The organism is Bradyrhizobium sp. MI1.4 (assembly GCF_055811315.1).
On sequence record NZ_JBVVPP010000067.1, the window covers coordinates 1 to 12,194 of the forward strand.

Consider the following 12,194-nt stretch of genomic DNA (forward strand, 5'->3'; position numbering starts at 1 on the left):
TGTTTGTAAGTCCGCCCCATGGCAACACCTCCAGATGGAAGTGTTGCACTTCGTTTGTGAACTCAGGGGACCCATACCGCGGAGTTTATCGATCGAACGCGGTAGCTGTACCGAACGGCCGGTTCTTGCCAAACTTCTTCCTGGGATAATGGGTCCTGGCTTTCGCCAGGACGACGGCGGAGTTACGCCGCCATCGCCCGCGTCTGTGCCCGTGCGCGGTACTTTGCGAGATCGTTCAGCAGCACAAAATGCTCGGAGAAGGCGATGCTCATCTCCGCAGCCGCCTCACGCATCACTTCTTCAGCCGGAACCGGCGCCTCTTCGTCAATCGCTTCAGGAACGAGCGGCGGCGCACTGAACGTTTCTGGAAACACACCGAAGGTGCCGGCTACCTCCTCGAGCGGCTTCTGCTTGTCGGCCCAGTGCAAGGCGGTGTAGTCGAAGCCGTGCACGATGGTGGGTTTGACGACTTCGAAATAGGGCGAGATGTCGAAGTCGCGGGGCATGTAGAGCGAGGAATCGCGGATGTGCAGGATCTCGCGGCGGGCGGCGCGGCTGCCGGCCTTTGTGATTTTCGGCAGGATCGGGTAACGCACGGCGTCGAAGGCTTGCGCGATCAGGGCCGAGCAGATGATCTTGGTGGGATCGCCCGAGCCGATCGAGATCATGCGGCGCCGCCAGCGCTGCGGGATCGGCAGCGGAAACAGAAAGCGCATCAGGTCGACGATGTTCTTGGTGTCGTAGCCGAAGCCGATGCGGTTGATCGCATAGCGGCAGACCGTGGTGCGGTCCTCATAGGACAGCCCGACCGGGCGGCAGACGCGGGTGTGATAGGGGAAATATTTCGACAGCGGCGCGGAGGTGACGCCTTCGCCGATATTGGCCTCGATCAGCACGTGCGGCTCGCCGTCGGGCTCTTCCGCACCCTCGATCGGGCCGACATAGAGTGCGCCGTGGGACCAGGTCGACTGCGTCAGATATTTGATGATGCCCGAGATGCGGTTGTTGCCCTCGACCAGCAGCACGTCGCCGGGCTCGATGACGCCGCGCAGATGCTCGGGGTCGCTCGGCGTGAACGGCTCATAGCCCGGCACCTCCTTCGAGAGGTACGCGGCAATCAGCTTGCCGACTGAATCCAGGACCGTCCCCATTTCAAACTCCCCCACGGCCTTTTCCGGCCGTCTTTTTCTCTTCTCTACCATGGTCGGAACGTGTTGCAATTCGGTTCATCGATTTGTGACATCAAGCACGATTGATTCACCATGATGGTTGCCGCGCAACATCAGATACGGCAAGGTTCGCTAGCTGTTCCCGTTTGCCGCAAGTCTCCGGAAACCATGACATGACAATCACGCGCCGCAGCTTCCTATCGGCGTCGGCGGGCCTTGCCGCGATGCCGGTCCTGCGCGCGACCGCCGCGACCCTGCCGCGCGAGGCTGACATTGTCGTGATCGGCGCGGGCGCGGCGGGAATTGCCGCGGCGCGGCGTATCATGGCGGCCAATCGCAAGGTCGTGGTGGTGGAGGCTGCGTCGCAGATCGGCGGCCGCTGCATCACGGATACGACCACCTTCGACGCGCCGTTCGATCGCGGCGCGCGCTGGATGCACAATCCCGACACCAATCCGATGATCCGGCTGGCGCGCAGTGCCGGGCTCGACGTTCTGCCGGCGCCCTCAGGCCAGAAGATGCGCATCGGCCGCCGCAACGCACGGGCCGGCGAGACCGAGGAGTTCCTGGCGGCGTTGGTCCGGGCCAACCGCGCCATCGACGAGGCCGCGCGCGGCAAGCTCGATACCGCCTGCGCCTCGGTGCTGCCGAAGGATCTCGGCGACTGGGCCGGGGCGGCCGAGTTCATGCTGGGTGCGAGCTTCGCCGGCAAGGACCTGAAGGAGCTGTCTGCGATCGACAAGGCGCGTGCACAGGATCGCAACGCCGCGATCGCCTGCCGCCAGGGCCTGGGGACCCTGATCACCAAACTGGGTGAGCAGGCGCCGGTCGCGCTGTCGACACCGGCGAGCCGGATCGTCTGGAGCAATCGCGACGTCAGCGTGGAGACACAGGCCGGCAGGATCGCCGCCCGCGCGGCCATCATTACGGTCTCGACTAATGTCCTGACCTCGGGCGCGATCAAGTTCGGGCCTGACATTCCGAAGCGCACGCTCGATGCCGCATCAAAGCTCACGCTCGGGAGCTACGATCACATCGTGCTGCAGCTACCGGGCAATCCGCTCGGCCTGTCGCGCGACGACATCCTGATCGAGCAGAGCAACTCGACGCGCACGGCGCTGATGTTCGCCAATATCGGCGGCTCCTCGCTGTGCTCGATCGATGTCGGCGGCTCGTTCGGCCGTGATCTCACCCAGCAAGGCGAGAAGGCGATGACGGCCTTCGCCAGAGAATGGATCACGAAGCTGTTCGGCAGCGAAGTCGCCGCAGCCGTGCAGAAAGCCAGCGTGACGCGCTGGAATGCCTCGCCGTTCGTGATGGGTGCGATGTCGGCGGCCTCGCCCGGCGGTCAGTTCTCGCGAAAAATCCTGACCGAGCCGATCGGCAACATGTTCCTCGCCGGCGAAGCCACGCACGAGACGCTCTGGGGCACCGTCGACGGCGCCTGGGAAAGCGGCGAGCGCGCCGCGGACGCGGCCTTGCGCAAGATCGGCGCGCTCAAGGACGAGCCGGCCGATGTCCCGACGCAGTCCACGAAGAAGCGGCGAGCGCCGCGGCAATAGGCAATTGACCTGGACAAGCGCAGCGCAGATCCAGGACCCATGACCCCAGAAGTCGTTTGGCGAAGACTTTTGGTGGCCAGCTCGCGGTACAAACGCTGGGGTAATGGGTCCTGGCTTTCGCCAGGACGACTCGCGGAGAGACTTACCGTAACACCCCGTCCAGCAGCGGCAGTCCCGCGATCACCGCGAGCGCGATCAGCGCGTAGCAGATGGCGCGAAACACTTTCTCGCTGGCACGGCCGAACAGCGACGCACCGAAGGCGACGCCGATCGCATAGACCGGCCCGACGATGAGCGATAGCACAAGCGACTCGCGTGAGATCAGGCCTGTGGTCGCGTAACTGATCATCGAGAAGAAATCCGACGCGCCGAAGAACAGCAAGATGTTGGCGCGCGCGACGATTGATGCGACCGGGCGGCCGAGCCAGTAGCCGACGATCGGCGGGCCGCCGGTCTGGGCGAGCCCGCTACAGAAGCCGGAGAGGCTGCCGATGCCGACCGAGAGCCACGCGTGGTCCTTGCCGCGATAGCGCCAGCCCGACAGCAGCAAGAGCAACAGCGCGGCGACGAAGCAGGAGATGATCCACCGCGTCGTAACGGGTTCGAGCACGCTGAGGAAATAGGTGCCGACGGGCACGCCGACCAGCGCGCCCAGCACGATCACGGCGGTGGCCTTGCGGTCGGCCTTGCGCCAGGCGTCAGGCAGCAGCGGCGCGGCCGCGACGAAATCGATCACGAGGAGCAGCGCGGCAACCAGACGCGGCGCCGCGATGCTGCTCGCCAACGGCATGAAGATCAGCGCCGAGCCGAAGCCGGAGAAGCCGCGCGCGGTGCCCGAAACGAAAGCGACGGCGCAGAGCGCCATCGCAATGGTGAGGCTGACGTCCTTTGGAAGAAAGTCAGTGAGATTCATGCTCTATGATTCTCGAGCATGATCATGCTCTCAAAGTGCCGCCGGTCTTCTTCGTCACCTCCGCCACGATTTTCGCGGCGACGGCCTCGATCTCCTGGTCGGTCAGGGTCTTTTCGCGCGGCTGAATCGTCACCGCGATCGCGATCGACTTCTTGCCGTCGTCGATGCCCTTACCTTCGTAGACGTCGAACACGTTCACAGCGGTGATCAGCTTCTTGTCGACGCTCTGAGCCGCGCGCACGATGTCGCCGCCCTTCACGGTGCGGTCGACGATGAAGGCGAAGTCACGCGACACAGGCTGGAATGCCGACAGCTCGATCACGGGCTTGGCACGGGTCGGCTTTTTCTTCGCCTCGGGGATGCGCTCGAGGATCACCTCGAACACCATCAGCGGGCCGCCGGCACCGAGCGCCTCGAGCGCGCGCGGATTCATCTCGCCGAAATAGCCGAGCACGTTTTGCGGCCCGATCTGGATCGTACCGGAGCGCCCGGGATGCAGCCAGGACGGGCCGCCCGCGACGATCTGAAGGGCCTGCATTGGTGCGCCGGCGGCGGCGAGTACCGCGAGCGCATCGGCCTTGGCATCGAACACGTCAGCCTGCGCCGAACCCGACCAGTGTCGTCCCAGACCTTGCGACGACGCAAAGCCGCGGCGGAGGCCGCTTGCCGCCATGAACTGATCCTGCGGGCGATCGCCCTTGAACACCTGCCCTACCTCGAATAGCGCGACATCGCTCAAGCCGCGATCGGCATTGGCCTGCGCCGCCGCGATCAGGCCGGCCAACAGGGTCGGGCGCATGTCGGACAAATCCGACGCGATCGGGTTGGCGACCTCGAGTTCGCGCTGGCCGCCGCCGAACAGCTCTGCGGCTGACTTGGTGATGAAGGACCAGGTCACCGCTTCGATGATGCCGCGGCTCGCCAGCGCGCGCCTGGCGCGGCGGGTGCGGAGCTGGAGCGGGGTCAGCACGGATTTGCGTGCGTCCTCGCCGCGCTCGAACGGCGTCATCGGCACCTTGTCGACGCCGTAGATGCGGACGACTTCCTCGACGATGTCGGCCTTGCCGTGCACGTCGGTCCGCCATGACGGCACCGCGACCTTCACGACGGGCCCCGGGCCCGCCATCATGAAGCCGAGATGAGTCAGGATGCGCTTCATCTCCGGCATCGGCACCTCGATGCCCGAGAGGCGCTTGACCTCGGTCACCGGAAAATCGATCACGCGGTCGTCGCCGAAGCTCTTGCCGACCACGACGTTCTCGGACGGCGTGCCGCCGCACATCTCCAGCACGAGTTTTGTCGCGAGCTCCAGCCCCGGCACCATGAAAGCCGGATCGACACCGCGCTCGAAGCGGTAGCGCGCGTCCGAATTGATGCCGAGCTTGCGGCCGGTCTGGGCGATGTTGATCTCGTTCCACAGCGCCGATTCGATCAGCACGTCGGTGGTAGTCTCGTCGCAGCCCGAGGCCTCGCCGCCCATGATGCCGGCAAGCGATTCGACGCCGTGCTCGTCCGCGATGACGCAAATCGCGGGATCGAGATTGTAGCTGCGGCCGTCAAGCGCGAGCAGCGTCTCGCCGTCGCGGGCGCGGCGCACCACGAGATTGCCCTTCACTTTCTTCGCGTCGAACACGTGCAATGGCCGTGCGCGGTCGTAGGTCATGAAGTTGGTGATGTCGACCAGTGCGTTGATCGGGCGCAGCCCGATGGCGGTCAGTCGCTTCTGCAGCCATTCCGGCGACGGCCCGTTCTTCACGCCACGCACGAGCCGCAGCGCGAAGCCCGGGCACAGCACCGCGTCCTCGACCGTGACCTTCACCGGGCAGGGGAATTCGCCCTTGATCGGCTTGATTGTGGGGTCCTTGAACTTGCCCATGTCGGCGGCGGCAAGGTCGCGCGCGATACCGTGCACGCCGGTGCAGTCCTGCCGGTTCGGCGTCAGGTTGATCTCGACTACGGGATCGCCGAGGCCGGCCCATGCGGCGTAGGCAGCGCCGATCGGCGCATCCGCGGGCAATTCCATGATGCCGTCATGGTCGTTGGAAATCTGCAGTTCGGCCGCCGAGCACAGCATGCCGCGGCTCTCGACGCCGCGGATGGTGCCGACACCGAGCGTGATGTCCTTGCCGGGAATGTAGGTGCCGGGCGGGGAGAACACGCTGACGAGACCCGTCCGCGCATTCGGCGCCCCGCACACCACCTGCACGGGTGCGCCGCCATCACCGGTGTCGACCATGCAGACGCGCAGCCGATCCGCATTCGGATGCTGCTCGGCGGATATCACCTTCGCGATGGTGAAAGGCTTCAGCGCCTTCGCCTTGTCCTCGATGTTCTCGACCTCGAGCCCGATCATGGTGAGCTTCTCGGCAAGCTTGTCCAAGGGCTCGTCGGTCTCGAGATGTTCCTTCAGCCAGGAGAGAGTGAATTTCACGAGCTCAGCCCTCCCGCGAGGGTCGGTACTTCGAGCGGCTTGAAGCCGTAATGGGACAGCCAGCGGACGTCGCTGTCGAACAGCTGGCGCAAATCGGCGATGCCGTATTTCAGCATGGCGATGCGGTCGATGCCCATGCCCCAGGCAAAGCCCTGGTACTCGTCGGGATCGATGCCGCAGGCGCGCAGCACGTTCGGATGCACCATGCCGCAGCCGAGAATCTCGAGCCAGTCCTCGCCCTCGCCGAAGCGGATCTCGCCCTTGTCGCGGCGGCACTGGATGTCGACTTCCAGCGACGGCTCCGTGAACGGGAAGAACGAGGGCCGAAAGCGCATGTTGATGTGGTCCACCTCGAAGAACGCCTTGCAGAACTCGTGCAGGATCCATTTGAGATGGCCGAGATGGGAGTGCTTGTCGATGACGAGGCCTTCGACCTGGTGGAATTGCGGCGTGTGGGTCGCGTCCGAATCGATGCGATAGGTGCGGCCCGGGCAGATCACGCGGATTGGCGGCTTCTGGCTCAGCATGGTGCGCACCTGCACCGGCGAGGTGTGGGTGCGCAACAGCATGCGGGAGCCGTCCTCCTTCGGGTGGAAGAAGAAGGTGTCGTGCATCTCGCGCGCGGGATGGCCTTCCGGAAAATTCAGCTTGGTGAAGTTGTAGTCGTCGGTCTCGATATCGGGGCCTTCGGCGACCGAGAATCCCATGTCGGCGAAGATCGTGGTCAGCTCGTCCCAGACCTGGCTCAGCGGATGGATACGACCGGCCTCGGCCGGCGCATCGCGCAGCGGCAGGGTGACGTCGATGGTTTCCGACGCAAGCCGCGCGTCGAGGGCCGCCGATTTCAGGACGTCGCGCCGCGCCGCGAGCGCCTCAGTGACCTTGTCCTTGGCCTGGTTGATCGCGGCGCCTTGCGTCTTGCGCTCGTCCGGGGACATTTTTCCGAGCGTGGCAAGCAGCGCCGAGATCGAACCCTTCTTGCCGAGGGCTGCGACGCGCACCGCTTCGAGGGCGGCCTCATCGCCGGCTGCGGCGATGTGGTCGAGGATGGATGTTTCGAGCATTGCGAGGTCGGACACGGTCAAATCCCTGCTGCCAAATTCGGCTGGGTTGTCGCCGCCCGAAGGCCGTAACGTCAAGCGAAAAGCCGGTCATTCGGGCTGACGAGCGGCTGGGTTGAACCTCGCGCGGGAGGCTGGCACCAAGGAGGATACGAGGAGACTTTCGCGATGCTCTCAAGATCCGGTCTGGCTGCTCTCGCCGTCGTTCTCTCTGTCGCGAGCAACCCGGCGCGCGCCATGGTCTGCATGGAGAAATCCATGACGCTGGACGAGGTCGTCGACACCATCGGTGCCCAGAAGGGCTGCGAACGCGCGATGAAGGTGTTTCAGGATTGCCAATTGACCGCGAGCGGCGATGTCCAGCTCGGCGCCGCCGTCGAGAAGAAATGCGAGGCGGACTTCATGTCCGGCCTCAACATGGTGCGGAAACAGGCTTACCAACGCGAGATGCGCGTGTGCGACCGGAAGTACCGGAATAAATCCGGCACCATGTATCTGTCGTTCACGGCATTCTGCCGGGCGGAGGTCGCCCAGCGCTACTCGCAACGCGCGCTGAAGGCCGGCGGAGCCGGCCGCTAGCTCAGGCCGCCAGAGCGGCCTTGGCCTTTTCGGCGATCGCCTGGAACGACGCGGGCTCGTTGATCGCGAGATCCGACAGCACCTTGCGGTCCACGGTGATCCCGGACTTGGCCATGCCATCGATAAAGCGGCTGTAGGTCAGGCCGAACGGACGCACGGCGGCGTTGATGCGCTGGATCCAGAGCGCGCGGAACGTCCGCTTCTTGCGCTTGCGATCACGGAAGGCATAGACGAGAGCCTTCTCGACCGCCGGCTTGGCGGTGCGGATCGTGTTCTTGCGGCGGCCGCGGAAACCCTTGGCGGCCTTGTAGACTTTCTTGTGCTTGGCGTGGGCGGTCACACCGCGTTTGACGCGAGCCATGACAAAAATCCTTCGAAAGATGACTTGATGTTCGGATCGCCGCGAAAGCCGCGGCGCGGGTGGCAATGATCGTGGACGCGATCAGGCGTTCGGCAAGAAGTACTTCTTGACGTTGTCGCCGTCGGTCTTGAACAGCACGGCGGTGCCGCGCAGCTGCCGGATCTGCTTCTTCGTCCGCTTGATCATGCCGTGACGCTTGCTACGATGCGCGAACATCACTTTGCCGGTGGCAGTCACCTTGAAGCGCTTTTTAGCGCCCGATTTGGTCTTCAGCTTGGGCATTTGGCTCTCCTAATGGCCATAGCAATCCGCCCGCAAAGGCGGCTGGCCGTCAAAATGCTCGTTAGAGCGTTGATTGTGCTCAGGTTTTACGAACAAGCGCGAAACCCGCACGGACACCGCCACGGCAGCCCTTAATCAGCCGGGCAATGAAGGCTGGGCTTATGACAGAGGACGGGCGAATTGGCAACGATGAACCGGTGGAACCTAGCCGGCGACTATCCGGAATTGCTAACCTCATGTCCGAGCCGTGTGACCCGGAGCAGGACCAGAATGCCCCCTTTTTCCCAAACGCTGTCGTCCTTGACTGATGTCGCTCGCCCGCGCTGCCTGGCGCTGTTGGCCGTGCTCGCCATGGCCGCGTGTCCGTCGAGTGCCAATGCGCGCATCCGCGGCTATGACGGCGTCTGGAACGTCACCTTCGCCACCACCCGCGGCAATTGCAGCTCGGGCTACAGCGTCCCCTTCACCGTCACCGGCAGCCGGGTGTCGTCCGCCGGCGGCGGTCGGGTCTCCGGCAAGGTCAATCGCAGCGGTACCGTCGCGGTCCAGGTCTCGGTCGGGGCCTCCCATGCCAGCGGCGGCGGCCGCCTCGCTGGCGTGAACGGCGCCGGTTCGTGGAGGGGTATCATCTCCGGCGATCAGTGCAGCGGCACCTGGCATGCGACGAGGACGTAATTATCGCCTCCAGAGGACGGTGCGCTCTCTCTTGCGCAAGCGGGAGAGGCAAAAAAACAAAACGGCCCGCCGGAGATCCGGACGGGCCGTTGAATTCTTCAGCCTAAAGAACCAGCGTCAGCGCGGCGCCAGCACCATGACGACCTGACGGCCCTCGAACCGCGCGTCCTGCTCCACCTTGGCGAGCTCGGCGACGTCGGTCTTGATCTTGTCGAGCAGCTTGGTGCCGATCTCCTGGTGCGCCATTTCGCGGCCACGATAGCGCAGGGTGATCTTGACCTTGTCGCCTTCTTCGAAGAACCGCTGCATGGCGCGCATCTTCACTTCGTAATCGTGGTCGTCGATCATCGGGCGGAGCTTGATCTCCTTGATCTCGACGATCTTCTGCCGCTTGCGGGCTTCGGCGGCTTTTTTCTGCGCGGAATACTTATACTTCCCGTAGTCCATGATCTTGCAGACGGGAGGGCTGACGTTCGGCGAGATCTCGACCAAATCCATGCCGGCTTCCTGGGCCAAGCGGATAGCCGCGACGGTCTCGATGGTGCCCTTGTTGTCACCGGTCTGATCGATCAGCTGGATCTGCGCATTGCGAATATCGTCATTGATGCGCGGCCCGTCTTTGGCGGCAGTGGGCGGGGCTTTATTTGGACGGCGAATGGGTGGTTCTCCAAAGTTATGAAAAGAGGCGGCTATTTTGCAGGAAGATACGGTTGCCGGCAAGCAATCGCTCGTGCGGCGGTCGAAACAAATGCGAGGCATTTTGGCCACGGCGGGGCACGCAGAGGGACATAGACACCTTGCTTCTGTTCCGCAAGCGTCCCAAAGGGCCAATGACGACGTCCGGCTGCGCTGCGGAGCACGTCCGGACAGCTCAAACCGCACAGCCAGAGTAAACGTTCCATGAATCACCCAATTCCCGATGCCGTGCTCGACTTCATCGATGTGGGCGAAGGCCCGTCCGCACGCCGGATCGCGGCGCGCCGCCGCGCGGCCCAAGAATCAAGTCAAGGACCTGGGCTGGTCTGGCTCGGCGGTTTCAAGTCGGACATGCAGGGCAGCAAGGCCGTGGCGCTGGACGAATGGGCCCGGGATCACGGCCGCGCCGTGGTCCGGTTCGATTATTCCGGCCACGGCGAATCCGGTGGCGATTTCGTCGACGGAACCATCGGGCGCTGGCTCGAGGAAAGCGTCGCGGTATTCGAGCGGTTCTGCGACGGCCCGCAAATCCTGATCGGCTCGTCCATGGGCGGCTGGATGGCGCTGCTGCTCGCGCGCGAGATCAAAAAGCGGCAAAAGAAACTGCAAGCCAAAGCCTCGCTGGCGGGCCTGGTGCTGATCGCGCCGGCGCCCGATTTCACCGAGGAGCTGATGTGGAAGAATTTTCCGGCCGCGGTGAAGAAAGAAATCGAGACCAAAGGCGTCTGGCTGAGACCGTCGAACTATGGCGACGGCTTGCCCTATCCGATCACGCGGAATCTAATCGAGGAGGGACGCAACCACCTCCTGCTCGGCAGCGCCATCGATCTCGGCTGTCCCGTCCGCATCCTGCAAGGTGCGCAGGATCCTGACGTGCCCTGGCAGCACGCGTTCGCCCTGACCCATCGCCTGCCGGCCGACGACGTCGTGCTGACCATGATCCAGGACGGCGATCACCGCCTCTCGCGCCCGCAGGACATCGCCCGCATTCTTGCCGCCGTGGCCGAGATCGGGTGAAATCGTCACCTAGCACTCGGTGTCATCGCCCGACTTGATCGGGCGATGCAGTATTCCAGAGGCGCTCGTGCTCAAGCCGAGAAGCCGCGGCGTACTGGATGCCCCGGTCGGGGCATGACTGAGAATGGGAGGGGAGAATCGCCGATGACCACCACCGCCATGCTGCGCGCCTTCTGCGACGCCGTCGAACAACGCAACGGAAAAGCCTTTGCGGATCTCTTCACCGAGGACGGCGTCTATCACGACGTGTTCTATGGCGCCTTCGCCGGCCGCGAGAAGATCGCCGCGATGATCGACGACTGGTTCTATCGCACGGCGACCGACTTTCGCTGGGACATGCACGACCCGGTGTCGAACGGCACCACGCTCTATGCGCGCTACACGTTCAGCTATCGCTCGATCTTGCCGGAGGCTGATGGCGCGCGGGCGATGTTCGAGGGCGTGGCGATCATGACGCTCCGGGACGGAAGGATCGTCAGCTATCACGAGGTCGCCAACACCGCGCCGGCGTTTGTCGATTTGAAGTTTGCGCCGGAACGGATTGCGAAGATCGTCGCCAGACAGGGCGCGGAGCTCAAGGCGCGGCCGGAGATGAAGCGACATTTGGGTTAGCCGTCGTTCTTGCGCACCTACCGCTTCGACGGATTTACCATCGGCTTGCGCTGCGCCAGCGCCGCGACAGTGGCGGTGCCGATCGGGCCCTGCTCGTCATAGAGCCAGCATTCGCCGATCGCCACACCGTCGGTGGCCTGGTGGTTCACCACCTCGAAGCCGATCCAGTTCGTCACCGGCAGGCGGTGCAGATAGATCGTGACGTCGCTGTTGATGTAGCCGAGCCCCTTGTCGCCGGCGTTCGCGAACGGACTGGCGAAGTCCGCGCCGGTGGCGACATGGACGAACGGCGTCATCGGCACGCCCGCGACCAGCTCGCGCACCTCGCTCATCCAGAGCTTTCGTGGCCCGAGCGAGCCCATGTGACCGACGATGGGTCGCGTGGTCCATTTGCCGTTCATGCCGAGCCTGGGATCGGTCGGCTTGGGAATGTCGGCCGGCTTCGGCACGTCCCAGTTCGGCGGCGACCAGACATTGCCGTCGGGATTCTGCGTTCGCCGTAACAGCTGGGACGAGGCGCGCGCCATGCCGATGCCGCCGGAAAAGAACTCTGCTTCCACGACGCGGATGCGCATCCCGTCGCGCACCAGCCGTGTCGTCACCTCGATCGGCTTGTCGATGGTGGGCAGCCGAAACATATCGACGGTCAGCCGCGCCGGCACGAATTCAGGACCGGAATGGCGCTCCTCGATGGCGAAGCCGAGCAGGCCGACGATGACGCGTCCGTGCAGCGATGTCGGATCCCACGGCCCATTGGCGACTTCCGTCGGGTGGAATGTGTCGCCGTCGCGGGTGAAGAAAGGCATGTTTGTCATGACGCGCGAGCTTGGAGGAAC

General features: G+C 64.2%; 13 protein-coding genes. 5 read left to right on the forward strand and 8 right to left on the reverse strand.

Annotation, left to right across the window (positions count from 1 at the left end; translation table 11 throughout):
- Window positions 1-182 precede the first annotated feature (182 nt).
- A complete protein-coding gene (locus tag AC0L23_RS36185; protein WP_085362042.1) occupies window positions 183-1,151 on the reverse strand; it encodes a YiiX/YebB-like N1pC/P60 family cysteine hydrolase in 969 nt (322 codons plus the stop codon).
- 191 nt (window positions 1,152-1,342) lie between these two features.
- On the opposite strand from AC0L23_RS36185, the gene AC0L23_RS36190 reads away from it, so the two are divergent.
- The gene (locus tag AC0L23_RS36190) at window positions 1,343-2,731 is read left to right on the forward strand and encodes a flavin monoamine oxidase family protein (RefSeq protein WP_085385564.1); all 1,389 of its coding nucleotides are present in this window, start codon (window positions 1,343-1,345) and stop codon (window positions 2,729-2,731) included.
- A 142-nt stretch (window positions 2,732-2,873) separates the two neighbouring features.
- On the opposite strand, the gene AC0L23_RS36195 is transcribed toward AC0L23_RS36190, so the two are convergent.
- The 3 genes from AC0L23_RS36195 to pheS are packed head-to-tail and all read right to left on the reverse strand — an operon-like array spanning window position 2,874 to window position 7,154.
- The gene (locus tag AC0L23_RS36195; protein ID WP_018455726.1) at window positions 2,874-3,644 is read right to left on the reverse strand and encodes a sulfite exporter TauE/SafE family protein; all 771 of its coding nucleotides are present in this window, start codon (window positions 3,642-3,644) and stop codon (window positions 2,874-2,876) included.
- Window positions 3,645-3,666: 22 nt separating this feature from the next.
- Window positions 3,667-6,075, reverse strand: a complete 2,409-nt coding sequence (gene pheT / locus AC0L23_RS36200) for a phenylalanine--tRNA ligase subunit beta (protein ID WP_085362040.1) — start codon at window positions 6,073-6,075, stop codon at window positions 3,667-3,669.
- On the reverse strand, window positions 6,072-7,154 hold the full coding sequence (gene pheS, locus AC0L23_RS36205) for a phenylalanine--tRNA ligase subunit alpha (protein ID WP_026233010.1): 1,083 nt from the start codon (window positions 7,152-7,154) through the stop codon (window positions 6,072-6,074). The genes pheT and pheS overlap by 4 nt, the downstream gene beginning before the upstream one ends.
- 150 nt (window positions 7,155-7,304) lie before the next feature.
- Between pheS and AC0L23_RS36210 the strand changes: the two genes are divergently transcribed.
- On the forward strand, window positions 7,305-7,715 hold the full coding sequence (locus tag AC0L23_RS36210; RefSeq protein WP_473358128.1) for a hypothetical protein: 411 nt from the start codon (window positions 7,305-7,307) through the stop codon (window positions 7,713-7,715).
- A 1-nt stretch (window position 7,716) separates the two neighbouring features.
- On the opposite strand, the gene rplT is transcribed toward AC0L23_RS36210, so the two are convergent.
- Together rplT and rpmI are read right to left on the reverse strand one after the other, a co-directional pair.
- Window positions 7,717-8,076, reverse strand: a complete 360-nt coding sequence (rplT, locus tag AC0L23_RS36215; RefSeq protein ID WP_007598538.1) for a 50S ribosomal protein L20 — start codon at window positions 8,074-8,076, stop codon at window positions 7,717-7,719.
- 81 nt (window positions 8,077-8,157) lie between these two features.
- Window positions 8,158-8,358, reverse strand: a complete 201-nt coding sequence (gene rpmI, locus AC0L23_RS36220) for a 50S ribosomal protein L35 (RefSeq protein ID WP_007598540.1) — start codon at window positions 8,356-8,358, stop codon at window positions 8,158-8,160.
- Window positions 8,359-8,628: 270 nt separating this feature from the next.
- Between rpmI and AC0L23_RS36225 the strand changes: the two genes are divergently transcribed.
- Window positions 8,629-9,033, forward strand: a complete 405-nt coding sequence (locus AC0L23_RS36225) for a hypothetical protein (RefSeq protein ID WP_085385562.1) — start codon at window positions 8,629-8,631, stop codon at window positions 9,031-9,033.
- A gap of 117 nt (window positions 9,034-9,150) precedes the next feature.
- Here AC0L23_RS36225 and infC read toward each other — a convergent pair whose 3' ends face one another.
- On the reverse strand, window positions 9,151-9,690 hold the full coding sequence (infC, locus tag AC0L23_RS36230; protein ID WP_085349942.1) for a translation initiation factor IF-3: 540 nt from the start codon (window positions 9,688-9,690) through the stop codon (window positions 9,151-9,153).
- Between the two features lie 243 nt (window positions 9,691-9,933).
- On the opposite strand from infC, the gene AC0L23_RS36235 reads away from it, so the two are divergent.
- Both AC0L23_RS36235 and AC0L23_RS36240 read left to right on the forward strand, forming a co-directional pair.
- On the forward strand, window positions 9,934-10,746 hold the full coding sequence (locus AC0L23_RS36235) for an alpha/beta hydrolase (protein ID WP_085362038.1): 813 nt from the start codon (window positions 9,934-9,936) through the stop codon (window positions 10,744-10,746).
- A 144-nt stretch (window positions 10,747-10,890) separates the two neighbouring features.
- On the forward strand, window positions 10,891-11,358 hold the full coding sequence (locus AC0L23_RS36240; protein ID WP_018455732.1) for a nuclear transport factor 2 family protein: 468 nt from the start codon (window positions 10,891-10,893) through the stop codon (window positions 11,356-11,358).
- 17 nt (window positions 11,359-11,375) lie between these two features.
- Here the strand turns inward: AC0L23_RS36240 and AC0L23_RS36245 are convergent, their stop codons facing one another.
- The gene (locus AC0L23_RS36245) at window positions 11,376-12,173 is read right to left on the reverse strand and encodes an acyl-CoA thioesterase domain-containing protein (RefSeq protein ID WP_085349918.1); all 798 of its coding nucleotides are present in this window, start codon (window positions 12,171-12,173) and stop codon (window positions 11,376-11,378) included.
- Window positions 12,174-12,194 lie beyond the last annotated feature (21 nt).